The sequence below is a fragment of the Barrientosiimonas humi genome (genome assembly GCF_006716095.1).
GTDB classification, from domain to species: Bacteria; Actinomycetota; Actinomycetes; order Actinomycetales; family Dermatophilaceae; genus Barrientosiimonas; species Barrientosiimonas humi.
Genome location: NZ_VFOK01000001.1, coordinates 2,165,336 through 2,190,637, shown reverse-complemented (window position 1 = coordinate 2,190,637; position 25,302 = coordinate 2,165,336). Strand labels below are relative to the sequence as shown.

Sequence of the window (25,302 nt, the reverse complement as noted above, 5' to 3'; positions counted from 1 at the left end):
GCCCGAGTGCCCGCCAGCCCGGCGTACGCGCCCGCGCGCGCCGTCGTCCACACCCCCGCCGCCGCTCCCGCGCCCGTCCACAGGCCCGCCGTACGTCCTCGCGCACCCGGCGCGCGCCCGCTGGACTCGACCCGTGCTGCGCGAGCTGGCCGACCTGGTCGCGCCGGTCGACTGCGTCGGGTGCGGGGCGCGGCGGGCGCACCTGTGCCCGGGGTGCCGCGCCGAGATCGCCCGCGCGGCTCGGGCCGGGCCGCACCTGGCTCGGGTGTGCCCGCCGCCGGCGGGGCTGCCGCCGGTGTGGACGCTGCTGGCGTACGACGGGGCCGTGCGCCAGGCGATCGTCGCCCACAAGGACCACGGCCGGCTCGCGCTGCTGCCGCTGCTCGCGGGGCTGTGGCGGCGGTCGCTCGCGGGTGCGGTCGAGGGCGACCCGGTGCTGCGCGCGGCGCTGCTCGAGCGGCGCGTGGTCGTGATCCCTGCGCCGTCGTCGGCACGTGCCTGGCGCGAACGGGGCCGGGACCCGTGGGAGGAGGTGGTGCGGCACGCGCTCGCGGGGGAGTCGTTGCCCGTGGCGCGGCGCGCGCTGCGGGTGCGGCGTGCCGTGCGCGACCAGGCCGGTCTCGGCGCGAGCGCGCGGGCGCGCAACCTGGCCGGGGCGCTCGCGGTGACGCGCGACCTGACCGGGTGCGCGGTCGTGCTCGCCGACGACATCGTCACGACCGGAGCCACGCTGACCGAGGCCGCGCGCGCCGTCCGGGCCGCCGGTGCGGCCTCCGTGCACGCCGCCGTGATCGCCTCCACCGTGCGTCGCGGACGCCCGTCGGGGTGATTCGTGGACGCTCTGCTCCGGGTCGACTACCGTGACGTCATGGAGCACCTGCTGCCAGCCCGCAGCGGTCCCCGAGGTGTCGAGCCGCAACCGGTTCCGCCTTGGGAGGTGCCCGGTGACCACCCCCTCCTCCCGACGCTGGAGGGTGCCGCCCGCTCACTCTGACCGGGCCTGGACAGCCCTTTCGTCAATCATGCGTTCGCACCAGGAGGTTGCCCATGGAGATCACGGTCACGGGACGTCACGCTGAGGTCCCCGATCGATTCCGCCGACACATCGAGGAGAAGCTGGCCAAGGTCGGCCAGCTCGACTCACGGGTCATCCGATGCGACGTGGTGGTGACCCACGAACCCAACCCCCGGCAGGCCAAGGCCGCCAAGCGGGTCGAGATCACCTGCCGGGCCAGGCGCGCCGTGGTGCGCGCCGAGGCGAGCGCCGACGAGGAGTACGCCGCGCTCGACCTCGCCATGACCAAGCTGCTGGAGCGTCTGCGCCGCCAGCACGACAAGCGCCGGGTGCACCGCGGCCGTCAGACGCCGCTCTCGGTGGCCGAGGCCACCGCCGCGCTCGCCCAGCCGGATCCGGCGCAGGCCGATGGTGAGCCGGCCGTACGCCCGGATGCCGCCAAGGTCGGGGGTGACGAGGACTGCCCCGTGCGACTGCGCGAGAAGGTGCACCAGAGTCACCCGATGAGCCTGGACGAGGCGCTGAGCCAGATGGAGCTCGTCGGGCACGACTTCTTCCTCTACCACGACGTGGACACCGACCGGGCCTCCGTCGTCTATCGCCGCCGCGGCTGGAGCTACGGCGTGATCCACCTCGAGGTCGACGAGTCCTCGCGTCCCGAGCCGCAGCAGAGCGAGACCGCATGACGCCACCCTGGCGCCCAGGGTCTCGCGCGATGCGTTCACGGCGTCGCTGATGGCGCACCGCGGACCCGCCGTCGACGGCCAGGACACCGGGCTCATCCGGGTCCTGGTCGTCGACGACTTCAATCTCTACCGACGCGGCATCTCCACGGTGCTCGAGCTCGAGGCCGACATCGAGGTCGTGGGCGAGGCCGAGACCGCCGAGCAGGCGGTGCGGCTCGCCGCCGAGCAGCGCCCCGACGTGGTGCTGATGGACATTTACCTGCCCGGGGGCAGCGGCATCGAGGCGTGCGCCGCGGTCAAGGCGTCCTCGCCGCTGTCGCAGGTGCTGATGATCACCGCCTCCGACGACGCCGACGACCTCACCGACGCGGTGCGCGCCGGGGCCACCGGCTATCTGCTCAAGGACGTCGGCCCCGACGAGCTGGTCGCCGCGATCCGCGGAACCAGCCGGCACGAGTCGCAGCTGTCCGGGGCGATGGCCGGACGGCTCATGTCGAGCTACGCCAGCCTGCTGCGCAGCGAGCCGCCACGACCCGAGCCGCCGGAGCCGCACGGCGCGCTCACCGAGCGTGAGCGTGAGGTGCTCGTCCTCGTCGCGCGCGGGCTGAGCAACAAGGGGATCGGCGACGAGCTCTTCATCTCGGAGAACACCGTGAAGAACCACGTGCGCAGCATCCTCGAGAAGCTCGAGCTGTCTTCTCGCGTCGAGGCGGCGATGTACGCCGTCCGCGCCGGCCTCGTGCCCGACGAGCCCGTCGACGACGAGGCCCGATGACCCGTCCGCTCCGCATGTCCAAGGCTGCTGCACGCCGTATTGCGTTGGCAGCACAAGGTTTTCGCGACCCGAAACCTGATCCTGGCGCTGCCACGATGCGCCAGGTGCAGCGCGTGATCGACCGGGTGGGCGTGGTGCAGATCGACTCGGTCAACGTGGTGTGCCGCAGCCACTACCTGCCGTTCTTCTCCCGGCTCGGGCCCTACGACACCGCCCTGGTCGACCGCGCCCGCGACCGGGCGCCGCGGCGGCTGGTGGAGTACTGGGCGCACGAGGCCAGCCTGGTCCCGCCCGACACCTGGCCGCTGCTGGACTTCCGGATGCAGTGGGCACGGGAACGGGCGTGGGGCGGGATGCGCAGCATCGTGCACGAGCGCCCCGACCTGATCCCGCTGGTGCGCGAGGAGGTCGCGGCGCACGGACCGCTGACTTCTCGCGAGTGCGAGCGTCGGTTGGCGCACGACCAGCCCCGGGCCAAGGAGCACTGGGGGTGGAACTGGTCGGAGGTCAAACGGGTGCTGGAGTTCCTGTTCTGGTCGGGCGAGATCAGCAGCGCGGGGCGTACGGCCCAGTTCGAGCGCCGCTACGCCCTGCCGGAGCAGGTGCTGCCGAGACACCTTGCTGCGCAAGCGGTCTCGGCGGAGGCTCGACCCTCGCCCGAGGAGGCGTGCCTCGAGCTGGTGCGGATCGCCGCCCGGGCCCACGGGGTCGGCACGGAGCTGTGCCTGCGCGACTACTTCCGGATCATGTCGGCCCAGGCCCGCCCCGCGATCGCGCAGCTGGTGGCCGACGGCGAGCTGATCCCGTGCGAGGTCGATGGGTGGAGCAGGCCCGCCTATCTGCATGCCGACGCCGCCAGGCCGCGCGCCGTGCACGCGGAGGCGCTGCTCAGTCCGTTCGACTCGCTGGTGTGGCAGCGCGAGCGCACCGAGATGCTGTACGACTTCCGCTACCGCATCTCGATCTACACGCCTGCCCACCAGCGGACCGAGGGCTACTACGTCCTGCCGTTCCTCTACGGCGACTCGCTCGCCGCGCGGGTCGATCTCAAGGCCGACCGGAAGGCGTCGACGCTCCGGGCGCTGCAGGTGACCTGGGAACCCGACGCGCCGGCAGCCGCCCACGCCGGCCTGGCCCAGCAGCTGCGGCTGATGGCCGACTGGCTGGAGCTCACCGACGTCGTCAGCTGAGGGAGCTCAGGGCAGGACGCCCGGGCGCCCGGACGCCCCGTCGTCCGGCGTGTCCGGGCGTGCTGTCCCCGTCAGGGCGTTTGCTGCCCCTCTGCCGGGGCGTTGCTGTCCCTCAGCGGGGTGGCTGCGCCCAGAGGGTGTCGGTGCTCAGAAGGGTGGCGGGGCCCAGAGGGTGGCTGCGCCCAGAGGATGTCGGTGCTCAGAAGGGTGGCGGGGCGTCGAGGAGGTCGGCGTGCTGGGGGTAGGTGAAGCGTTGTTCGCCGGTGATGGCGGTCCAGGTGCAGATGCCGTCGGGGGTCATGGTGACGGTCCAGGCGCCGGACTGTTTGGCGCGGTGGTGGGTGCGGCACAGGCACTGCAGGTTGCTGCCGGTGGTCTGGGCGTCGGGGTTGTCGGGGTCGTAGGGGTTGACGTGGTCGATGTCGGCGTGCTCGGCGGGGCGGGTGCAGCCGGGGAAGCGGCAGGTGCCGTCGCGGAGCCGGATCGCCTCGGCCAGGGCGTGGCTGGGTTTGTAGGGGGTGCGGGCGGGGGAGGGGCCGGTGAGCAGGGCGCCGGTGGTGGTGTCGAGCAGGGCGCGGCGCAGGGTCAGGCTGCCGGCGCGCAGGATGGCGGTGATGACGTCGGCGGGGATGACGCCCAGGCCGGGGATCTGGACGTGGTCGATGCTGCCGGGGCGGTGGAGCACGTCGCGGATCGGCGGCAACGACTCATCGTGCTCGTCAGGGGCAGGGGCGCCGGGCTCGGCAGCGGCAGGAGCAGGCGCCCCGGGGTCGCCGGGTGTCCTGGCCATGCGGTCGGGCGTGGCTGCAGCGGGGCTGCGGGTCGTGGTGAGGTCGAGCAGCACCATGCCGGGCATGTGGGCGATGGTCAGCCTGCCGCGCGGACCGGTGACCGCGGGCGGGGCGCCGGACGGTGCCAGACGCGTGTCGGGTCCACGACTCGGCCTGGCGTCGCGCGGCGCCGTGCCCTTGGGCGGGGCGTCGGACGGCGCGGGACGCGTGTCGGGTCCGTGACTCGGCCTCGGGCCAGGGGCCTGCTTGTCGAGGCCGTCGAGGTCGAGGCCGTGGAGGTTCTGCGCGTGGTTGCTGCTCGGCGGGTCGCTGTCGGGGCGGTCGGTGGGTATGTCGTGGTGGTCGAGGAGCCGGATGAGGCTTTCCTCGACGACGGAGCGGGTGCGTTCTGCGCGGCGTAGCTGGTCGGCGACGCGGTGCATCCACGCGGTAGGGACACGGTCGGGGACCTTGTCGGGCAGGTCGGCCAACAGCTCCTCCACCCGGTCGCGAGACACCAGCTCCCGCGGGCCAGGGGGCACTCCAGGCACGCCAGCACTGCCGGGTGTCGCAGGAGCCCGGTCCGATCCTGTCCTGGGCGGTCCGGCCTGGGCAGCGTCGGGACCGAACCTCCACGTCGGGGGCGGATCCGTCGGGTTGGCAACAGGTTTCGGCGGTCGTGACGGGTCCGTGGCCGGTCGCGGCGTGACCGTCTCGGGCGGTGCCGTCGTCTTCTGGACGCTGGGATCCTGGGTCTCCGGTTGCGGTTCTGCCACCGGCGCAGGCGCCCGTGTTGCCGGCGGTTTCGGTTCTGCGGCCGGGGTGGCGGGGAAGGGGATGATCGGGACCAGGAGGGTGGCGGTGGTCTCGATGCTGGCCTGGGCCATGAGCAGGTCGCGCAGCGCGTCGGTGCGGCACTCGCCGAGCTTGGGCAGGGGGTTTTCTCCACCTTGCGCGCCGACCGGGACGTCCTCGGCCGCGTCGGCGGCCTGGGTGGCGGCGCGACGGGCGGGGTCGCAGTCGGCGTCGTGCACGGCGCCGAACCCGCCCGATGCGCAGCACGGCTGGCGGTGGGTGGTGCGCGGGCAGCAGCCACACTCACCGGTCCGCTGCTCCTGGCGCGCGTCCCGCTGCTGCGCGTCCTGCTGCTGCTGTTCGTGGTGGGTCTTGCGGGCGGTGGTGTGGTAGCGCCAGGCGAGGGCTTCCAGGGCTTGTTGCATGGTGACCGCGTCGTGGGTGCGCAGGGTCGCGTTCATCACGCTCAGCCCGGGCAGCGGGCCGGGGGAGAACCACACCCCGAGCCGGTCGCGGGTGGCGCGTTCCCGGGCGACGGGTTCGGCCTCGGGGCGGGCGGCGTAGACCGCGGCCTTGGCGACCTTGCCCAGCCGGGACGGGGGCAGGTCCTCGATCCCGCGCAGCAGCAGCTGGTGCTCCACTCCCTGGGCGGTGCTGCGCCGGTGGGCGGGTTCGACGTCGACCAGCGCATCACCCACGGCCTCGACCTGGGCCCGGGACAGTGCGCCGGTGGCCATCGCATCGACCAGCTGCGGGAAGAACGCGACCGCCTCGACCGCCTGGGCCAGCACCCGCCGGGCGGTGACCGGCCCCAGCGCGAGCAACCCTTGCAGGTCGGCCGCGGCGGTGTCGCGCACCCGCCCGGTCGGGCCCTTGCGCAGCGTGTACGTCGACCGACCGGACTCCGGGTCGTACACCGTGTGCGTCTCGGTCGCGGCGTGCTCGGCCAACCGGTGGGTCTGCACCGCCGAAGCAGTATTGATCAGCTCGTGCAGCGCCCCGACCTGGGCCAGCACCGTCGCCGGGTCCAGCTCACCCTCCCCGGACCGGTCCGCCTCCGGCGCGATGCCACCCGAGACCCGCGTGTAGGCCGCCTGCAACGCAGCCGAGGCCACCGCGAGCAGCTCGCCCGTGGTGTGCTCCGCAGCATCCAGATCGACCATGCAACACAACCTAGAACCGACCACTGACAAGCCCTCGAAAACCCCGCCAAACCAAGGAAATCTGGCGATCAGACCTCACCCGAGGGCGCTGTCGACCTCGGCGATGGCGGCCGTCACGAACGCCCACGCGGCGGCGTCTGTCGGGCCCAGGTCGGTTCCCGCCAGCTGCGCCGCCCGCGCCCGCCGTACGACCTCGCCGGGCTTCTCGCGATCCGCCCACCAGTCGGCGCCGGCGAGCTTCGAGAGCAGCACCCCGTCGCGGACGTACGCCACCGCCCGGCATGCGTTGAGCACCGCGTAGCGCTCGTCGGCCTGGGCGAGCCCCCAGCGCAGCTCCCGCCCGACGTACGCCAGCAGCACCTCACGCGCGACCGTCCCCACGACCTCGGCCGGGGGCGGACCGGCGATGCGCAGACCGGACTGCCGGACGACGGCGTATTGGGCGATCAGGTCCTCGTCGCCCGCGCCGAGCCCGGTGATCACCCGGTCGGGGCCGGCCACGTGCAGGACGAACGGCCACGGCGCCGCGGGCCGCGCTGCCGCGGCGGGCGTCACCACCGAGAGCTCCAGCGGCCGGCCCGGCACCGCCAGCAGGGCCTGCCCCAGGTGGGCGTCGCACCCCGACTCCTCGGCGACCACGAGCACGTCGAGGTCAGAACCCGGTCCGAACCCGCCCAGTGCCGCCGAGCCGTGGACGTACACCCCGACCAGGCCGGGCAGCCTGTCCTGGCACAACCGCGTGACGGCGTCCGCCTGTGCGGACCACGGTGCGTCCATGCGAGCAAGTCTGTGTCATCCACGGCGGCCTCAGGGGGCATGCGTCCGGCCCCGGCGCCCCGAGTCCAAGAGATCTTCCAGGATGGGCATATCACCCGAAAGGACCTATCCGTCTGGCCTAGTTAGCGCGAGAATCGTTGGCACGCAGTACGGGGTCGGCTGTCCGAAATGTGTCTCCGACAAGCACCGTGGGGGTAGCGGTGAACGAGCAGTACCTGCCATCCAATCCTGCCCGGAACCAGACGGGCCACATCTCCCGCCGAACCGTCGGCAAGGGCATCGCGTGGAGCGTGCCCGTCATCGCGATCGGCGCCCGCGCGCCGGCCATGAGCGCCAGTCCACCACCTGCGGGTTACCACGAGGTGACCTTGCTCGGCTGGAACAACGCCCTCGACGTGAGCAACTCCGAGTTCCGGGCCGACTTCACGATCGTCGTGCAGACCGGGGAGCTGCCGGCCCAGATCCAGTACCGCTACAACCCGACCGGCAGCACCGACATGCTGACGCTCACCCGGGTGCCGGACGTGCAGGCGTCGGTCGACCAGGTATACGGCATCGTCGCGACCGAAGACCTCGGCAACGGGCTGCAGAAGCTCTACGTCTCCGCGCGCGGCGACCTCGACGTCAGCTCGCCGAGCACCCCGAGCACCTATCAGGAGACCATCCAGATCACCTGGCAGGACGGCACGATCACCCGCACGTCGTTCCCGATGCTCGTGACCTCGCGCAACAACGAGGGTCGTCCCGTCTCGGTGAACGCCTGGGACACCACGACCTCGGGCCTGCCGGGGTATGTCGGGCCCAACTCGCAGACCGGCTGGGGCAACGTCGTCCCGGCCGGCAGCACGGACACGCTGCAGGGGGCGAAGTTCCACGTCGACGCCGTCAACTCCGGGCGGGACGCGGCGACGGGCAACGACGTCACCGACGAGTTGTACTACCAGTTCGTCCGGGGCGACAACGGCGCCGCCGCCAGCGTCACGCCGACCCCGGTGCGGATCAGCATCACCAACCACGGCTCCGGCGTGGAGGGCGCGCTGCTCACCGAGCTCGGCAGCTTCTCGCTCGACTCGCCCGGCTATTACAAGCTGCTGGTCTGGCCGCAGTCGCGCAACTCCTCGGGGGCGGCGACGCCGACCAGCGACGGCGTGGCCTGGCGACCCGGGGTCGATCCCGGGCAGCAGGTCGGGTCGGTCTTCTGGAAGATCTCCTGACCCGCGCGCCACGTGCCGCGCGCCACGAGCCGCTCGGGGGCGACTGGTTCAGCTCCTCCAGTCGCTCTCGAGCAGCTCGAAACGCACCAGGTCGACGGTCGAGCCGTCGCCCAGCGTCTCGGCCTGGTGCTCGATCCCGTTGCGGCTGAACCCGATTCGCTCGGCGACCGCCTGCGAGGCCGCGTTGCCGTCGGCGGCGATCAAGACCGTGCGGTGTCGTCCGAGCCCGCCCTCCTCGGACGGCAGGAAGGCGTGCCGCACCGCGAGTCGTACGCCCTCGGTCACCGCGCCCCGCCCGCGCGCCTGCGGGAGCGCCCAGTAGCCCACCGCTGCCGTCCCCGGCCGCGGGCCGCGCAGGCCGGAGAGCTGCAGCGAGCCGAGCGGCTCGTCGGTGCGGACGTCGGCGATGCACCAGGTGATCGACGTCCCCGCCGCCGCGTCCTCCCGGGCCTGGTGGACGTACGCCAGCGCGGCCTTCTCGTCGTACGGCTCGGGGAGCCCGGCGAGCCAGTGCCGCGTCGTGGGGTCGGTGCAGGCGTCGACGATCGCTGCCGCGTCGGCCGCGCGCCACGGCCGCAACCGGACCCGCTCGCCGTCGACCACCGGGATCTCCACCGCCACCGGCTGGTCGACCCACTCCCGCAGCAGCTCGTAGTAGGCGCCGTCGGAGCGCTCCCCGTCGGCGGCGACGTAGGCCCGGTGATCCTCGCCCCACAGCCGAAAACCGTTGCGCAGCAGCACAGCTCGCGATGCGTAGTTGTCGAGCACCGTGCCGGCGTGCAGCCGGTCGAGACCGGCGCCGCCGTCGTCGGTCGGCCGGAAGGCGTGCTCGACGACCGCCGCGAGGGCCTCGTCGAGATACCCCTTCCCGCGGCCGCCGGGGTGGAGCCAGTAGCCGACCTCGCCGTGCCCGACCTCGCGGTCGATGCCGAACACGGCGATCGAACCGAGCACCTCGTCCGTGACCCTGTCCGCGATCGCGAAGTCGTGAGTTCCCTTGTCGCGGTAGTGCCCTCGCCGCCGGAGGAACTCGTCGAACGTCTCTGCGGTCGGCACCACGCCGGCGGGCATGCCGCGCAGCGCGGCCTCGTCAGGGCCGGCCCCCGGCGCCGGGCGGTCCGACTCCCGCCACGGGCGAAGCCGCAGCCGGGCAGTCTCGATGACCGTGTCGGGCGCGGGCTCGACCCGGGTCGCCGCTCGGTCGTCGGAGGCCAGCAGCTCGAACGAGACCGCGTCGAACGCCTCCTTCGGGTCCTGCCCGGCGTGCGTGAGCACCTGCTTCTCCAGCAGCACCTCGCGGAAGCCGGCCCGCCGCAGCGCGCGCTGCGAGGCCCGGTTGCGGGCGTCGGTGCCGGCCCACAGCCGGTGCACCCCGAGGCCGGTGAGCCCGGCCGGGTCGGTCCACTCGGCGAACGCGTGCTCCACGACCAGGTCCAGCGCCGTGCCGAGCACGCCGCGGCCGCGCGCGCGGGGCGTGAGCCAGTAGGCCACCATCCCGCTGCCGCGCGTCGCGCGCGAGTCGAGCTGGTCGACCTGGATGCCGCCCAGCACCTCGTCGGTGTGCGCGTCGGCGACGCACCAGTGCACGCCCTCCCCGACCGCCATCGACGTGCGAGTGTCGAGCAGCCAGGTGTCGAACGTCTCGGGCGCCGGCACCATCGTCTGGGTGACGACGTAGCGCCGAGCGGTCTCGTCGGGCCCCGCGTCCGGGCGGTCCGACTCGCGCCACTCCCGCAGCCGAATCCCGTTGCCCTGCAACGGTGCTGGCTCCCACCAGGGGAGACGTGGCTCGCGCGCCGCGTCGGCGTCGAGGTGCCCGACCCACAGGTCGTCGCGCATCCCCGACGGCGTGACGTGCTGCCCGGGCCAGGTGCCGTCGAGGCTGAACCCGTTGGCCCACGCGACCCGCCACGAGGCGAGATTGCCGCGAGCCGCCCGCCAACCCATCGTCTCGACGCCGTCCTGCGCGAAGGCGTACGCCAGCACCAGCCCGACCGCCCGCGTCGCCACCTGCTTCCCGCGTGCGTCCGGGTGCAGGCCGAAGCCGATCTCGGCGGCTCCGGCGCCGCGCACGGTGTAGTTCACCGTCCCGGCGAACCGGCCGTCCACCTCGACCGCCCACCTCCGGCCGGAGCCGTCGGCCCACTCCGCGGCGACCTGCGCGAGGAACGCGTCGGCCTCGGCGGGCCCGTACGGCATCGGCACCGTGGTCCAGCGCCGCGACCGTTCGTCGCTCACCTGCTCCACGACGCGCGCCGCGTCCTGCGCGCGGTGCCCGCGCAACCGCACGTCGCCATCGGTCAGCTCGGGCACGCTCGCGGTCGCCATGCCTGGCATCCCACCAGCAGCGGCCACCGCCCTCAACCGGGTTTCGCGCGTCGAGCCCACAAGGGGCACGACCTAGGAACGCTTGACCCTGACACGATGTCAGCCGGTCGTGTGGGGGTCGTCATGTTGAGCATCGGAGCATTCGCCCGGCTGGTCGGAGTGTCCGTCCGCATGTTGCGGCACTACGACCGGCTCGGCCTGCTCGTGCCCGCGCGGGTCGACGAGTTCAGCGGCTACCGCTACTACTCGCCGGACCAGCTCGACCGTGCCAACCAGCTCGTGGCCCTGAAGGATCTCGGCTTCTCGCTCGACGACGTCGGGCGGTTGCTGGCCGAGCCGCAGAGCTCCGACCTGGTCGCGCAGATGCTGCGGGAGCGTCGGACGGCGCTGCTGGAGCAGATGCGCACGGACGAGCAACGAGTGCGGCAGGTGGAGGCGAGGCTCCGACTGATCGAGAAGGAAGTCCCCATGTCCGAGCACACGTATGTCGAGACCGACCTGCCCGAGCTGCGCCTGGTGCAGCTGTCGGCGCGGGTCACCGAGATGAGTCAGATCGAGTCCGAGATCGGGCCCATGTTCCAGCGGGTCAACGAGGCGGTGGAGCGGGCCGGCGCCACCCGGGTCGGCCCCGGGGTCGCCCACTACACCGGCGACGGCGACGAGCTGGTCGCCGCCGCTGCCGAGCAGGTCGGCGAGGCCCCGACCCCCGACGGTCTCGAGCCGGCCCGGCTCGCGGCGGCGCCGCGCGCGCTGACCGTGCGCTACACCGCCCCCGACCTGGTCGGTCTGCCGCAGGCCTGGCAGGGGCTGGTGCGCGAGGTGGAGCGGCGTGACCTGACGCCGGCGGGCACCGCGCGCGAGATCTACCTCGCCACGCCGTACGACGGCGCCGGCTCGGGCTGGGACGTCGACCTGCAGCAGCCGGTCGAGTAGACGGATGAGTTCTGCTGCGGTTCGGCGACGATGCCGGCAGGCCGGAGCTTGCGACGGATGAGTTCTACTGCGGTTCGGCGACGATGCCGGCAGGCCGGAGCTTGCGACGGGCTGCCGGAGGAGGAGCCGAGCCCAACAGGGATAAGAGCCGGCCGCCGCGGGCACGGATGCACCCGGAAGGACGTTGACCGTCTAACCTGGGTTGGTCTGCCACGGCGACGTCGATGACGTGTGCCCGCGGCGGCGTACCCGAGCAGTTCGACCGACGCCCGCGACGCGGGTGAGACCAGGAGCCCTGAGCGTGCCGAAGATCGTCGAGAAGGTCCTGCGTGCCGGTGAGGGGCGCCTGCTCAAGCGCCTCGAGGGGATCGCCGAGCAGGTGAACATCCTCGAGGAGGACTTCCAGAAGCTCAGCGACGCCGAGCTGAAGGCCGAGACGGCGGCGTTCAAGAAGCGCCTCGCCGACGGCGAGACGCTGGACGACCTGATGCCCGAGGCGTTCGCGGCGGTGCGCGAGGCCAGCGTGCGCACCATCGGCAAGCGGCACTTCGACGTGCAGCTCATGGGCGGCGCGGCGCTGCACCTCGGCAACGTCGCCGAGATGAAGACCGGTGAGGGCAAGACGCTCGTCGCGACGCTGCCGTCCTACCTCAACGCGCTGTCCGGCAAGGGCGTCCACGTCGTCACGACCAACGACTACCTCGCGGAGTACCAGTCGGAGCTGATGGGCCGCATCCACCGCGCCCTCGGCCTCGAGACCGGCGTGATCCTGGCGTCGATGACCCCCGAGCAGCGCCGCGAGCAGTACGCCAAGGACATCACCTACGGCACCAACAACGAGTTCGGCTTCGACTACCTGCGCGACAACATGGCCTGGTCGCTGGAGGAGATGGTCCAGCGCGGCCACAACTTCGCGATCGTCGACGAGGTCGACTCGATCCTCATCGACGAGGCCCGCACCCCGCTGATCATCAGCGGCCCGGCCGACGAGGCCACCAAGTGGTACGTCGAGTTCTCCAAGATCGTGCAGCACCTCAAGCGCGCCAAGAAGGACTCCGACAACAAGGTCGTCCAGGGCAGCGGCGACTACGAGGTCGACGAGAAGAAGAAGACCGTCGGCCTGCTCGAGAGCGGCATCGAGAAGGTCGAGGACCTGCTCGGCATCGACAACCTCTACGAGGCCCAGAACACCCCGCTCATCGGCTACCTCAACAACGCCATCAAGGCCAAGGAGCTGTTCAAGCGCGACAAGGACTACGTCGCGATGAACGGCGAGATCCTCATCGTCGACGAGCACACCGGCCGCATGCTCGCCGGCCGTCGCTACAACGAGGGGATGCACCAGGCGATCGAGGCGAAGGAGGGCGTCGACATCCAGAACGAGAACCAGACGCTCGCCACGGTCACCCTGCAGAACTACTTCCGCATGTACGACAAGCTCTCCGGCATGACCGGAACGGCCCAGACCGAGGCCGCCGAGCTCTACCAGATCTACAAGCTGGGCGTCGTCAGCATCCCCACGAACAAGCCGATGATCCGCGACGACCAGCGCGACCTGGTCTACCGCACCGAGAAGGCCAAGTTCGCCGCCGTCGTCGACGACATCGTCGAGCGCCACAAGGACGGCCAACCGGTCCTGATCGGTACGACCTCGGTCGAGAAGAGCGAGTACCTCTCCGACCAGCTGCGCCGCAAGGGCGTCCCGCACGAGGTGCTCAACGCCAAGCACCACGAGCGCGAGGCCACGATCGTCGCGCAGGCCGGTCGCAAGGGCGCGGTCACCGTGTCGACCAACATGGCCGGTCGAGGCACCGACATCATGCTCGGCGGCAACCCCGAGTTCATGGCCGTGGCGGCGCTCAAGGCCAAGGGCCTGGACCCGGAGGAGACGCCGGAGGAGTACGAGGCGCAGTGGGACGAGGCGCTCGCCAAGGCCGAGAAGTCGGTGGCCAAGGAGCACGAGGAGATCCTCGAGCTCGGCGGGCTGTACGTCCTCGGCACCGAGCGGCACGAGTCTCGCCGCATCGACAACCAGCTGCGCGGTCGCGCCGGTCGCCAGGGCGACCCCGGCAAGAGCCGGTTCTACCTGTCCCTGCAGGACGACCTGATGCGCATGTTCAACGCCACGATGGTCGACCGGTTCATGCAGACGGCCAAGATCGAGGACGAGGTCCCGATCGAGTCCAAGATGGTGACCCGCTCGATCGCCAGCGCGCAGAGCCAGGTCGAGGGCCGCAACTTCGAGATCCGCAAGAACGTCCTGAAGTACGACGACGTCCTCAACCGCCAGCGCGAGACGATCTACGCCGAGCGCCGCCGGGTCCTGGAGGGGGAGGACCTGGAGGACCAGATCCGCTTCTTCATCAACGACACGGTCGACGCCTATGTCAACGGCGCCACGGCCGAGGGCTTCTCCGACGACTGGGACCTGGAGACGCTGTGGAAGGCGCTGCAGGACCTGTACCCGGTGAGCATCAGCGTCGAGGACGTGGAGTCCGAGGTCGGTGGCCGCGCGGGCATCACGCCCGACCTGCTGCAGGAGGAGCTGCGCTCCGACGCCCAGCACGCCTACGACACCCGGGAGGAGCAGCTCGGCGAGCGGGTCATCCGCGAGGTCGAGCGGCGCGTCGTGCTGTCGGTGCTGGACCGGCAGTGGCGCGAGCACCTCTACGAGATGGACTACCTCAAGGAGGGCATCCACCTGCGGCAGATGGCCCAGCGCGACCCGCTCGTGGAGTACCAGCGCGAGGGTTACCAGATGTTCGAGGCGATGAACGACGCCATCAAGGAGGAGTCGGTCCAGCACCTCTTCCACGTCGAGGTCGACCCGGCCGAGGTCGAGGCGTCGCTGCCGGCTCCGCAGCAGAAGAACATCCAGCTGTCCGCCCCCGGCGAGGACGGCACCGTCGAGGAGCACCAGGTCGACGCCGAGGGTCGCGTGCTCGACGAGGACGCGTCCCTGCCGCGGGCCGAGCGGCGGGCCAAGGCCAAGGCCGACAAGGCGGCCGACTCCGCCGCCGCGACCGCCTCGCCCAAGGGCACCGGCGGCTCGAAGTCCAAGAAGCGCAAGAAGGCCAAGGCGCGGCGCTGACGCACGGCGCGGCGCGTCGGGGTGCCGCTGCAGGCCGTACGTCTGTGGCGGCGGCCCTGGTGACTCGCCTGTCCGCGTGACGGGTGCGCCAGCGTCTCGCGGGCTCAGCCGAACAGCACGTCGCTGACGACCCAGCGGCCGTCGGTGCCCTCGAGGCGCAGCGCGAGCGCGCGCACGCGCCCCTCGAGCAGCACGACGGCGCTGATCTCGGCGATGCCGTCGCCGGGCTCGCACACGTGCACCCGGCGGATGCGTGGCGGCGCGAGCTTGGCGCCGCCGCGGCGCAGGGCGACCACGTGCCGCTCGGTGAGCAGGCGTAGCGGCTCGGGCGCGAGGTGGCGCTGCAGCTGCCGTGGCGGCCGTGCCCCGGTCACGCACTCGAGCACGCGGGCGATGAGCTGCTGGGCGAACCATCCTGGGTCGGGCAGGCAGTCGCGCGTGGTGCGCTGCGGGCCGAAGTCGGGGTCGGGGCGCTCGTCCTCCTCGAACGACACCGCCAGGCTGCCCTGGACGTAGCGCGGCTCGGCTCCCAGCCGCAGCCCTGACCGGGCGGCCTGGGCGTAGCGCACGTGCACCTCCTCGGTGGTGAGGGGGCGCGGCTCGCAGTCGCCGGCCGGCCGGATCTGCAGGCGCCGCACGGTGGACGGACGGTCGTCGATGGTCACGGCGCTCATGAGACAGCCTCCTGGGAGGGACGGAGCAGGACGGTTCCGGGCAGCAGCAGGTCGGGGTCGGCCCCGATGGCCTCGCGGTTGGCGGCGAACCAGCGCGGCCACGCCTCGGCGATCTCGCGGGCGGTGGCGGTGGGGCCGAGGTCGCGCTCGACGATGCTCCACAGCGTGTCGCCGCGGTGCACCACGATCTCGCCCGACGCCGGGGCGCACCTGCCCAGCAGGCCGGCTCGGTCGAGAGTCGAGCTGGGCTGCAGCCGCGGCCCGCTGCCGACCCAGCCGGGCTCGGGCGCCGTCGGGGGAGCGCACTCGCGCGCGGTGGTCGGGTCGGCCGGACGCTGGTCGCTGGGCGCGAGGTCGGGGGAGGGCTGGGAGCGCTCGCCCGCCTCACCCTTCGCGAAGTCGGGGGCCGGCGCCGAGCGGGGCGCGAGCAGGTCGGGCGAGGGAGCGGTGCTGTCGGCGCTGATCGTCACGGTGGGCGCGCTCGCCGCCGTCGCGGTGGTCGTGCCGCCGAGCGAGCCGAACGCCGTCGCGGCGAGCAGCAGGCCGGTGATGCGGGTGGCCAGCGCGGGCGAGAGCCGCGGCGTGCGGCGGTCGACCACGGCCGGGTGGCTGGGGCGCACCGCCCGGGCCAGCTCCAGGCTGCACACCGTGACCAGCAGCGCCAGCCACAGCAGACCGGCGAGCAGCACCACGAGCGCCACGAGCGGCACGACGTCGTCGACCCGCAGCAGCGGCGCGGCCCGCAACCGCTCCAGCTCGCGCCAGGTGGCCGAGCCGGTGAGCCACGCGGCGGTGAGCAGCGCGACAGCGAGCAGCAGGCCCGCGCCCGCGGCGCGCAGCCGGTGCGCGCGGGAGGGAGCCGTGGGGGCGGTGGACGTCGTCATGTGCCGAGTAAAGCAGATCAATGACGATCTGTGTCGATCTTTGACCATCTGTGCAGATCTGCGCATCGGGCTACCCTGCTCGCGTGCACCGGTGGCAGGACCTGTTCGCAGACCTCGAGGCCCAGCTGCGCCATGCCGAGCAGCGCGAGCTGGACGCCGAGGTGTCCGACCGCACCCGTCGGGAGCGCTCGGAGGTGCGTTGGCTCGACCGCGCGGCTGCCAACCTCGGCGCGTCGCTGGTGATCAGCACCGCGGTGGGGCCGGTCGCGGGGCGGCTCGACGACCTCGGGCGCGACTGGCTGCTGCTGGGTGACGAGCGCGGGCGCCAGGCCACGCTGCTGCCGGCCGCGGCGGTGCTCGGTGTGTCCGGCCTCGGGCGGGCTGCTGACGGCGACGAAGGGCTCGGGCGGCGGTTCGGCATCGGGGTGGCGCTGCGCGCGGTCAGCCGCGACCGGGCCGCCGTGGAGCTGCGCGACACCGCCGGCTCGCACGTCGCGGGCACCATCGACGTGGTCGGCGCCGACTACCTCGAGGTCGCCGAGCACCCCGTCGACGTGCCCCGCCGCCCCGACTCGATCACCGGGATGCGGGTCGTGACCTTCGCCGGCCTGGTGCTCGTCCGCCGGGTGTGAGCGGCGCAAGGGCAACGACGCGACGGCGACGATGCCCGGGCCGGTGAGCCTGCGAGTCGGTCCGGAGAAGGAGCCGATGCCAAGAGCTACTCGGAGAAGCTCTCGCGCTGGATCTCTTCGCGGGTCTGGGCGTACTGCCGCTGGATGAACTTCTCCAGCTCCTCGGTCTCGATCCGCCAGCCGCCGAGCACCTTGATGGCCGGGAGCTCCCCGCTCTTGACGAGGGCGTACGCCTGTCGCGCCGAGATGTTCAACGTCTCGGCGACGTCGGCGATGGGCACGAAGCGCGGCACCTCATCCTCCTCGGGCTGGGTCGGCGGTCGACGGTCTCGGGGTCATTCTCGCGCACCCGCGCCAGTCCCGCCGCACGGGTTGTGGACAACCGTCGTCGCGCCGTCCGGACCCGGGCTGCCTGTGGACGACGCGGAGCACGGTTCGGCGCGAGCGACCAGGATGCAGTCCTTGCCAAGTCTTTACGTTGCTAACCCCGTCCGACACGCCGCGGATCGCTCATCATGAGGCCGCCGGCGTCCGAGGGGGCCGCCGTCAGGAGGAGAACGAAACATGGCGCGGGAGCGTGACAGGGGTTCGAGCGAGAAGCTGCCCAAGCCCACGGCGCAACGGCTGAGCAAGCCGTCGTGGCGCGACAGCCGACTCGTGATCGGCGTGCTGCTCATCGCCGCTGCGACGCTCGGGGGAGCGGCGTTCGTGAACAAGCTCGACGACAGCGTCGAGGTCTACCGGGCGCGCACCAGTCTGGTCCCGGGTCAGCAGCTGACCCGCGCCGACGTGACGACGGTGCGGATCCGGCTCGACGACGTACGTCGGGGTTACCTCCCAGCAGACCGCGCCCTGCCCACGGGTCGGGTCCTGCGGGAGGTGCGAGGCGGTGAGCTGGTGCCCGCGTCCGCGGTCGGCTCCCCGAGCAAGGTGGGCGTCAAGGCCGTCGCCATCGAGATCGACCCGAGCCTGGCCTCGACGCTGACCCGCGGCTCCGTGGTCGATGTGTGGGTGAGCGCGAAGAAGGACCAGGCGGGGTCGGCGAAGTACGACCCGCCGGTGCGGATGGTGCAGCGGGCCGTGGTCTCGCGCGTGCCGCAGGAGCGGCAGAACGGCCTCGGCATGGCCTCCGGCCAGCGGGCCGCCGTGCACGTGCTGGTGCCCGACGCCTCGGTGAACCGGGTCATCGGCGCGGTCAACACCGAGTCCAAGGTGACCCTGGTGGCGACCGCCGACTCGCCGATGCGGCCGCCGTCGTGATCACCGTCCTGACGGCCGTCGGTCCCCAGCTCGAGGCCCAGGCGGCGGTCCGGGTCGAGGCGACCTCCGGCGCCCGCCTGGTGCGCCGGTGCGCCGACGTGCCGGACCTGCTGTCGGCCGCCGCCGCGCACATCGCGCAGGTGGCGGTGCTGTCGGCCGACCTGCCCGGCCTCGACCGGGGCGTGCTCGGCGCGCTCACCGACGACGGGCTGCGCACCGTCGGCGTCCACGCCGCGGGCGACGAGGAGGCCCAGCGCCGGCTGCGACAGCTCGGGGTCGACCGGGTCATCTCCGCACAGGCCACGGCCGAGGAGTGGTCCGAGCTCGTCGCGGGGCTGGGCGGCTCCGACACCGGCGCCGCCGCGGCGCCCCCGGCCACGGGCGACGGGCTCCCGGACACGGGCGAGGGCGCCGTCGACGAGGCGATCGAGCGCGAGCTGCTGGGCGGCGATGCTTCCGCGGGAGGGGCCCCGGGCGCACCGGGTGGCGATGACCCGGGCGGCGACGACGCCCGTCTCCGCCCGGACGCCGGGTCCGCCCGTCCGCACAGGTCGCGACGGTCGCGACGGGGAGGGGCGGAGGACCCCGCCGGTGCCGACCCGGACCGGGCGGGCGGCGCCGGCCCGGACGAGGACCGGGCCGCTGCCCCCGCGCGCGTGGTCGCGGTCTGGGGCCCGGCCGGCTCGCCCGGGCGCACCACCGTGGCGGTCAACCTCGCCGCCGAGCTGGCCCGGCTCGGCCGCTCGGTGCTGCTCGTCGACGCCGACACCTACGGCGCATCGGTGGGGCAGGCGCTCGCGCTGCTCGACGAGGCGCCGGGGCTCGCCGCCGCGACCCGGCTGGCCGACACCGGCGACCTCGACCTGCCGCACCTGGCCGCGGTCGCGCCCACCGGCCCCACGGGCGTGCGGGTGCTCACCGGTCTGCCCCGTGCCGACCGGTGGAGCGAGATCCGCGAGGACGCCCTGCGCGAGGTGCTGCGCGTCGCCCGGCTGCTGGTCGACGTGGTCGTGATCGACACCGGCTTCTGCCTCGAGGAGGACGAGGAGCTCAGCTACGACACCCGGGCGCCGCGGCGCAACGTCGCGACGACCACGAGCCTGCGCGAGGCCGACGACATCCTCGTGGTGGGCAGCGCCGACCCGGTCGGGCTGCAGCGGCTGGTGCGCGGGCTCGACGAGGTCGGCGCGTTCACCTCCGAGCCACGGGTCGTGGTCACCAAGGTGCGCGCGTCCGCCGTGGGTGCGGGGGCCGACAAACGGGTCGCCGAGACGCTGCAGCGGTTCGCGGGGGTCGAGTCGCCGACGCTCGTGCCCGACGACCGCGCCGCGCTCGACTCGGCGATGCTCGAGGGGCGCGCCCTGTGCGAGGTGGCTCCCGGATCGGGTGCGCGCCGCGCGCTGGCCGCGCTCGCGGGCGAGCTCGCCGGGGTCGAGGTGGTGCTGCGCCGGCGGGGGCTGACCCGCCGCCGACGCGCCTCCGCGGCGACGGCCTGAGGCCCCGGCACCGGGCGTACGTCCGCGACGGACTGACCCGGGCGCCGCACGTTTGGCAGGATGGCGCCGTGACCGATCGGTTGAGCGCCCTCGACGTGTCCTTCCTCTATCTCGAGGACGCCAGCACGCCGTTGCACGTCGGCTCGGTGATGGTCTTCAAGCCGGGCAAGGACGACTTCGACCTCGACCGGCTGCTGGCGCTCGTGACGAGCCGGATCGCCTACGTCCCGCGATACCGCCAGCGGGTCAAGGACGTGCCGGGCGGCCTGCTCAACCCGGTCTGGGTCGACGACGCCGAGTTCGACCTGAGCTATCACGTGCGCCGCTCGGCGCTGCCGCGTCCGGGGTCGACCACCCAGCTCGAGGAGTTCGTCGCGCGCATCCAGGCGCGCCCGCTCGACCGCTCGCGGCCGCTGTGGGAGCTCTACCTCGTCGAGGGGCTGGCCCACGGGCGGTTCGCGATCGTCACCAAGACCCACCAGGCGCTGGTCGACGGCATCCACGCCATCGACCTCGGCCAGGTCATCGTCGACACCGCCGCCGACCGCGGCGACCCGGTGCCGCACACCTGGCACGCCCAGCGCGAGCCGTCCGGGGTCGAGCTGATGGCCCAGGCGGTGCTCGACGTGGTCCGGAGCCCCAGCCAGGTCGTCGAGGGCGTCAAGGCCGGCGTCGGTGACGCCTGGCACGTCGCGGGGCGCGCCCGCCAGGTCGCCGGCGACGTGGTGCAGGCCGTCGCCCGCTCGGCCGCGCGCCCGGCGCCGAGCAGCCCGCTCAACGTCGAGATCGGGCCGCACCGGCGGGTGCTCACGATCGACACCAGGCTGGCCGACTACCAGGCGGTGCGCTCGCGGGTGAACCGCGCCCGTGGCGGCATCGAGGTCAGCGTCCACGACGTCGTGCTGGCCGTCATCGCCGGCGGGCTGCGCAACTGGCTGCTCACCCGCGGCGAGTCGGTGTCGGGCGGGGAGTCGGTGCGCGCGCTCGTGCCGGTCAGCACCCAGCCGCAGGAGGCCGAGGGAGAGCAGGTCGCGGCGCTCGTGGTCGACCTGCCCGTCGGCGAGCCCAGCCCGACCATGCGCCTGCACCAGGTGGCCTACTCCATGCACCAGCAGATGGAGAGCAGCCAAGCGATGACCGCCGCGGCCCTGCGCGAGATCGCCGGCTTCGCCCCGCCCACGCTGCACTCGCTCGGCGCGCGCGTCGGCAGCGCCATGACGCGCCGCATCTCCAACCTGGTCGTGACCAACGTGCCGGGCCCGCAGCAACCGCTCTACGCCGGCGACGCGCGGATGGTCGCGAGCTACCCCGTGATCCCGCTCGGCAAGGGGCAGGCGCTGTCGATCGGTCTGACGTCCTACGACGGCGGGGTCTACTTCGGGCTCAACGCCGACCGGGCCGCGATGCCCGACCTCGACGTGCTCGGGCAGTGCCTCACCGACGCGCTGGCCGAGCTGGGCGAGGATGAGGCCTCATGAGCTCGCTGACCCGCATCTACCTGCCGCTGACCGCCGCCGACCTCGACGAGCTGGCGACGAGCCACGAGCTGTCGCTCGACGGACGCCTCGCGACCGGAGTCACCGACGCCCTGCGCGAGTCGGCCCCGCAGGACGACGACGAGGGCTGGGAGTTCACCGCCACCCAGGACGCCGCGGCGGCCACCGCCGACGGGCAGCGCGTGGTCGTCGCCGCGGCCGACGTGCCCGACGACAAGGTTCAGCCCGCCGGCGGCGAGATCGCTTCTGCCGTGACGGTTTCCGGCGTCCTGTCTCGTCAGCGGGTGGCCAGTCTGCACCTGGGTGACGAGGGCGTACGTCCGGAGCCGGGTGAGGAGCTCGAGCTCAGCTGGTACGACATCACCGAGCTCGACGAGGTCCGCCGGCTGCTGGGCGATGACTGACCAGGGCTTCCCCCTCAGCCGCGACGAGGCCGTCGCCACGGCGCGTCGGCTCGTCACCGGGCGCTTCTCCGACGCGCGGTGCGCCTGGCTCGCGGGGAGCGTGGTCGCCGGCACGGCGACCAGCACCTCCGACCTCGACATCGTCGTGCTGCTGGACGGGCCGCCGGCGCCGTTCCGCGAGTCGCTGGTGCACGAGGACATCCCCGTCGAGCTGTTCGTGCACACGCTCGGCTCGATCGCGCACTACCGCGCCAAGGACCGCTCGCGGCGGCAGCCGACGATGGCGCGGCTGATCGCCGGGGGAGTGGTGCTGGTCGACCGCGACAACGTGGCGGCCGACCTCGCGACGGCCTGCCTCGACGAGGTGCTCGCCGGCCCGGATCCGTTGCCGCAGCACGAGATCGACGCGGCGCGCTATCACGTCACCGACCTGCTGGCGGACCTCGAGGGCGCCGTCGACGAGACCGAGCGCGCGGTGCTCGTCGCGGCGCTGTGGGAGCAGGCGGCTCGGCTGCTGCTCGGCCACGACCAGCAGTGGCAGGGCTCCGGCAAGGGGCTGCTGCGCGCGCTGCAGGCGCGCGACCGGGCGCTCGGCGACGACCTCGGCGCTCGGCTCACCCAGGGCCTCACCGCCGGCCCGGCCGCCCTCGACGCCGCGGTGCGCGGGGTGCTCGAGCACTGCGGCGGCGCGCTGTTCGCCGGTTACCGCGTCGGGGGCGTGAGCGGTCCGTCGTCGAGCGCGTGACCACGCGCGGTGGGGCGGGCGTACCTCCTGCGGGCGCATGACACGATGAGGTGACCCCCACAAGGGATGCCGACGACGTCACCCGAAGGAGCCATCGATGGACGCTGTGACCCAGGTCCCCGCCCCGATCAACGAACCGGTCCTCGACTACGCGCCGGGCAGCCCCGAGCGCGCCGCGCTCGAGGTCGCGCTGGTCGAGATCGGCAGCGAGCAGGTCGACCTGCCGCACACGATCGGCGGCAAGCAGGTCATGGGCGGCGGCAAGAGCATCAAGGTGCGCCAGCCGCACGCGCACAAGTTGGTCCTGGGGACCATGAAGAATGCCACCGTCTCCGACGCGGAGTCCGCGGTCGAGGCGGCCAAGCAGGCGGCGCCGGCCTGGCGCGACCTGTCCTTCGACGACCGGGCGTCGGTGCTGCTCAAGGCCGCCGACCTGCTGTCCGGCCCGTGGCGCCAGAAGCTCAACGCCGCGACCATGCTCGGCCAGAGCAAGACCTGCTTCCAGGCCGAGATCGACAGCGCCTGCGAGCTCATCGACTTCTGGCGCTTCAACGTGCACTTCGCGCGGCAGATCCTCGCTGAGCAGCCGCCGGCCAACGCGCGCGGCGTCTGGAACCGCACCGACCACCGCCCGCTCGAGGGCTTCGTCTATGCGATCACCCCGTTCAACTTCACCGCGATCGCCGGCAACCTGCCCACCGCGCCGGCGCTGATGGGCAACACGGTCGTCTGGAAGCCCTCGCCCACCCAGACCCGCGCGGCCGTGCTGATCATGGAGCTGCTGCAGGCGGCCGGTCTGCCCGACGGCGTCATCAACCTGGTCACCGGCGACGGGCTCAACGTCTCCAAGGTCGCCCTCGCCGACCCCGACCTCGCCGGCATCCACTTCACCGGCTCGACCCCGACCTTCCAGCACCTGTGGCAGGAGGTCGGCAACAACCTGCAGGCCTACCGGTCCTACCCGCGCCTGGTCGGCGAGACCGGCGGCAAGGACTTCATCGTGGCTCACCCTTCGGCCGACCCCGACGTGCTGCGCACGGCGATGATCCGGGGCGCGTTCGAGTACCAGGGCCAGAAGTGCTCGGCCGCCTCGCGCGCGTACGTCCCCGCGTCGCTGTGGAAGCAGATCAAGGGCGACCTGGTCGACCTGACCCAGGCCATCAGCCAGGGTGACGTCACCGACTTCAGCAACTTCATGGGCGCCGTCATCGACGACCGCGCGTTCGCCAAGCACAAGGCCGCGATCGACATGGCCCACTCGCACCGCGACGTGAAGGTCCTCGCGGGCGGCACGTACGACGACAGCGTCGGCTACTTCGTGCGGCCCACCGTGCTCGAGGTCGGCAACCCCGACCACGAGCTGTTCTCCACGGAGTACTTCGGCCCGATCCTCGCGGTGCACGTCTTCCCCGACCGGCAGTACGACAAGGTGCTCGACCAGATGGAGTCCGTCGCGCCGTACGCCCTCACCGGCTCGATCATCGCCCAGGACCGGGCGGTCATCGCCGAGGCCGCGCACCGTCTGCGGTTCGCCGCCGGCAACTTCTACGTCAACGACAAGCCGACCGGTGCGGTCGTCGGGCAGCAGCCGTTCGGCGGCGGCCGGGGCAGCGGCACCAACGACAAGGCCGGCGCCGCGCAGAACCTGATGCGCTGGACCAGCACCCGCTCGATCAAGGAGACGTTCGTCCCGCCGACGAGCTACGAGTACCCGCACATGGGCTGAGCCGGGCGGCGCGCTGCCTCACCGGCGCTCAGGCGCCGGTGAGGTAGGCCGCGCCCTCGCGCTCCTCGACCTTGATGCCGTGCACCACCGCGGGGGCGACGGCCTTCTCGATCTGCCCGCCCACCAACGGGATTCCCGCCTTGACGTCCGCGTCGAGGCGCAGCGTGGTGCCCTCGCCGGCGGGCGTCATCGTGAGCGTGCCCTTCATCGTGACGGGCGTGCCCTTGATCTGTACGTCGGCGCGGCCCGAGCGCGAGCCGTCACCGGCGGCGGGCTCCCAGGTCTGGGTCTCGACGACCTCCAGGCCGTCCTTGACGAACTTCTGGAACTGGCTGGGCAGCCCGTCGGTCGGCATCCGCCGGGAGGTGACGACGGTGGCGCCGTCGCCGGCCGCCTGCTCGACCGACACGTCGAACGACAGGGCCCCGGAGGCCGCGCACTTGCGCTCCTGGAACGCCGGGTCGGTGATCATCGCCCAGACGCGGTCGGGGGTGGCGGCGTAGGTCCAGGTCTCGGTGATCTTCATCCGGGCAGCGTAGTGCGGGCCACCTGCTCGACCGCGCGCTCGGCGCGCCGCAGCGCTGAGGCGGCCCGGGTCGCCTCGTCCTCGTCGGAGCCGCCGTCGAGCGGCCCGCCGCGCGCCGCTCGGTCGCGCTCGTCGGCGACCGTCGCGCCGAGCTCGGCGACGGACTCGGCCAGCCGCTCGGCGCTCGCAGCGAGGAGCTCGCCGCGTGAGTCTGCTTGCGCGACAACGCTGCTCGCGGTCGATCGTAGATCGCGCGCGGCTCCGGCGAGGTCGCCGGCGGCGGCCTGCGCGCTGCTCGCCAGCGCCGGCAGCGATCCGCCGCGCAGCCGCTCGACGGCCGACGCGCGCTCTGCGGCGGTGTCGCGCGCGAGGGGGAGAGGCGGGGGAGCGGCCGCGTCGTCAGCGGCCCGGACCGGGGCGCCCGGGACCCCGTCCGTCGCGACCTCGTCCGTCGTGCCGGCCCCGACGCGCAGCGCGTCGTGCCAGTCGAGGACGGCGCCGGCGAGCCGCTCGACCGCACCCGCGAACGCCTCCGCCGTGCGCGGGTCGGCACCGTCGAGGTGCACCGAGAGCAGCCGGGTGGCGACCCCCGCGAGACGCGTCGGCGCTGCGGGATCCACGGGGGTCATCCGGCCAGCCTAGGCGGGCGCAGGACCCCGCGCGGGCGCACTGTGCACAACCCGGCCCACGCCCTGCCCGCGGTCGTCCCGGCGCGGCCGGCG

Annotated in this window: 22 protein-coding genes; 14 read left to right on the top strand and 8 right to left on the bottom strand. The window is 73.0% G+C overall.

The features are described 5' to 3' along the window. Positions 1-133 precede the first annotated feature (133 nt). The 4 genes from FB554_RS10235 (at position 134) to FB554_RS10220 (ending at position 3,666) form a co-directional block, all read left to right on the top strand. Entirely contained in the window at positions 134-829 is a 696-nt protein-coding gene (locus tag FB554_RS10235; RefSeq protein WP_142005866.1) for a ComF family protein, read from the top strand. A gap of 218 nt (positions 830-1,047) precedes the next feature. Next, positions 1,048-1,701, top strand: coding sequence for a ribosome hibernation-promoting factor, HPF/YfiA family (gene hpf, locus FB554_RS10230; RefSeq protein ID WP_142005865.1), 654 nt, complete (start codon positions 1,048-1,050; stop codon positions 1,699-1,701). A gap of 49 nt (positions 1,702-1,750) precedes the next feature. After that, the gene (locus FB554_RS10225; RefSeq protein WP_142005864.1) at positions 1,751-2,476 is read left to right on the top strand and encodes a response regulator; all 726 of its coding nucleotides are present in this window, start codon (positions 1,751-1,753) and stop codon (positions 2,474-2,476) included. Further along, the gene (locus FB554_RS10220) at positions 2,473-3,666 is read left to right on the top strand and encodes a winged helix-turn-helix domain-containing protein (protein WP_236022363.1); all 1,194 of its coding nucleotides are present in this window, start codon (positions 2,473-2,475) and stop codon (positions 3,664-3,666) included. Before FB554_RS10225 ends, FB554_RS10220 begins: the two co-directional genes overlap by 4 nt. 199 nt (positions 3,667-3,865) lie before the next feature. On the opposite strand, the gene FB554_RS10215 is transcribed toward FB554_RS10220, so the two are convergent. Both FB554_RS10215 and FB554_RS10210 read right to left on the bottom strand, forming a co-directional pair. After that, on the bottom strand, positions 3,866-6,394 hold the full coding sequence (locus tag FB554_RS10215) for an HNH endonuclease signature motif containing protein (RefSeq protein ID WP_142005863.1): 2,529 nt from the start codon (positions 6,392-6,394) through the stop codon (positions 3,866-3,868). Between the two features lie 75 nt (positions 6,395-6,469). After that, positions 6,470-7,171, bottom strand: coding sequence for a nucleotidyltransferase domain-containing protein (locus FB554_RS10210; protein WP_142005862.1), 702 nt, complete (start codon positions 7,169-7,171; stop codon positions 6,470-6,472). 200 nt (positions 7,172-7,371) lie between these two features. Between FB554_RS10210 and FB554_RS10205 the strand changes: the two genes are divergently transcribed. Continuing rightward, complete coding sequence (locus tag FB554_RS10205; protein ID WP_142005861.1) at positions 7,372-8,385, top strand: hypothetical protein; 1,014 nt, start codon at positions 7,372-7,374, stop codon at positions 8,383-8,385. 48 nt (positions 8,386-8,433) lie between these two features. On the opposite strand, the gene FB554_RS10200 is transcribed toward FB554_RS10205, so the two are convergent. Continuing rightward, on the bottom strand, positions 8,434-10,713 hold the full coding sequence (locus tag FB554_RS10200; protein ID WP_170206843.1) for a GNAT family N-acetyltransferase: 2,280 nt from the start codon (positions 10,711-10,713) through the stop codon (positions 8,434-8,436). Positions 10,714-10,809: 96 nt separating this feature from the next. On the opposite strand from FB554_RS10200, the gene FB554_RS10195 reads away from it, so the two are divergent. Both FB554_RS10195 and secA read left to right on the top strand, forming a co-directional pair. Further along, entirely contained in the window at positions 10,810-11,646 is an 837-nt protein-coding gene (locus FB554_RS10195; RefSeq protein WP_142005859.1) for a MerR family transcriptional regulator, read from the top strand. Positions 11,647-11,947: 301 nt separating this feature from the next. Then, the gene (gene secA, locus FB554_RS10190; protein ID WP_211344573.1) at positions 11,948-14,737 is read left to right on the top strand and encodes a preprotein translocase subunit SecA; all 2,790 of its coding nucleotides are present in this window, start codon (positions 11,948-11,950) and stop codon (positions 14,735-14,737) included. Between the two features lie 104 nt (positions 14,738-14,841). Here secA and FB554_RS10185 read toward each other — a convergent pair whose 3' ends face one another. Together FB554_RS10185 and FB554_RS10180 are read right to left on the bottom strand one after the other, a co-directional pair. Next, positions 14,842-15,411 carry an Rv3235 family protein gene (locus FB554_RS10185; RefSeq protein WP_142005858.1) on the bottom strand — a complete coding sequence of 190 codons (570 nt, stop codon included), beginning with the start codon at positions 15,409-15,411 and terminating at the stop codon, positions 14,842-14,844. Then, positions 15,408-16,295: a LysM peptidoglycan-binding domain-containing protein gene (locus FB554_RS10180; protein WP_142005857.1), complete on the bottom strand. Its 888-nt coding sequence runs from the start codon at positions 16,293-16,295 to the stop codon at positions 15,408-15,410. The genes FB554_RS10185 and FB554_RS10180 overlap by 4 nt, the downstream gene beginning before the upstream one ends. An 83-nt stretch (positions 16,296-16,378) precedes the next feature. Here FB554_RS10180 and FB554_RS10175 point away from each other — a divergent pair, with 83 nt between their 5' ends. Then, positions 16,379-16,927 (top strand): hypothetical protein, encoded by a 549-nt coding sequence (locus FB554_RS10175; protein ID WP_142005856.1) that lies wholly within the window; start codon positions 16,379-16,381, stop codon positions 16,925-16,927. Positions 16,928-17,013: 86 nt separating this feature from the next. Here FB554_RS10175 and FB554_RS10170 read toward each other — a convergent pair whose 3' ends face one another. After that, positions 17,014-17,220 (bottom strand): helix-turn-helix domain-containing protein, encoded by a 207-nt coding sequence (locus FB554_RS10170; protein ID WP_142005855.1) that lies wholly within the window; start codon positions 17,218-17,220, stop codon positions 17,014-17,016. 271 nt (positions 17,221-17,491) lie between these two features. Between FB554_RS10170 and FB554_RS10165 the strand changes: the two genes are divergently transcribed. From FB554_RS10165 to pruA, 6 genes are all read left to right on the top strand, one after another. Beyond that, positions 17,492-18,187, top strand: coding sequence for an SAF domain-containing protein (locus tag FB554_RS10165; protein WP_142005854.1), 696 nt, complete (start codon positions 17,492-17,494; stop codon positions 18,185-18,187). Next, on the top strand, positions 18,184-19,683 hold the full coding sequence (locus tag FB554_RS10160; RefSeq protein WP_236022362.1) for a CpaE/TadZ family protein: 1,500 nt from the start codon (positions 18,184-18,186) through the stop codon (positions 19,681-19,683). The genes FB554_RS10165 and FB554_RS10160 overlap by 4 nt, the downstream gene beginning before the upstream one ends. A gap of 68 nt (positions 19,684-19,751) precedes the next feature. After that, the gene (locus FB554_RS10155; protein WP_142005853.1) at positions 19,752-21,161 is read left to right on the top strand and encodes a WS/DGAT/MGAT family O-acyltransferase; all 1,410 of its coding nucleotides are present in this window, start codon (positions 19,752-19,754) and stop codon (positions 21,159-21,161) included. Continuing rightward, on the top strand, positions 21,158-21,583 hold the full coding sequence (locus tag FB554_RS10150) for a DUF6912 family protein (RefSeq protein WP_142005852.1): 426 nt from the start codon (positions 21,158-21,160) through the stop codon (positions 21,581-21,583). The genes FB554_RS10155 and FB554_RS10150 overlap by 4 nt, the downstream gene beginning before the upstream one ends. Beyond that, a complete protein-coding gene (locus tag FB554_RS10145; protein WP_142005851.1) occupies positions 21,576-22,328 on the top strand; it encodes a nucleotidyltransferase domain-containing protein in 753 nt (250 codons plus the stop codon). Before FB554_RS10150 ends, FB554_RS10145 begins: the two co-directional genes overlap by 8 nt. A gap of 97 nt (positions 22,329-22,425) precedes the next feature. Further along, complete coding sequence (pruA, locus tag FB554_RS10140) at positions 22,426-24,054, top strand: L-glutamate gamma-semialdehyde dehydrogenase (RefSeq protein WP_142005850.1); 1,629 nt, start codon at positions 22,426-22,428, stop codon at positions 24,052-24,054. A 28-nt stretch (positions 24,055-24,082) separates the two neighbouring features. On the opposite strand, the gene FB554_RS10135 is transcribed toward pruA, so the two are convergent. Together FB554_RS10135 and FB554_RS10130 are read right to left on the bottom strand one after the other, a co-directional pair. Then, positions 24,083-24,580, bottom strand: coding sequence for a DUF2505 domain-containing protein (locus tag FB554_RS10135; RefSeq protein WP_142005849.1), 498 nt, complete (start codon positions 24,578-24,580; stop codon positions 24,083-24,085). After that, on the bottom strand, positions 24,577-25,209 hold the full coding sequence (locus FB554_RS10130; RefSeq protein WP_142005848.1) for a hypothetical protein: 633 nt from the start codon (positions 25,207-25,209) through the stop codon (positions 24,577-24,579). The genes FB554_RS10135 and FB554_RS10130 overlap by 4 nt, the downstream gene beginning before the upstream one ends. Between the last annotated feature and the right edge of the window lie 93 nt (positions 25,210-25,302).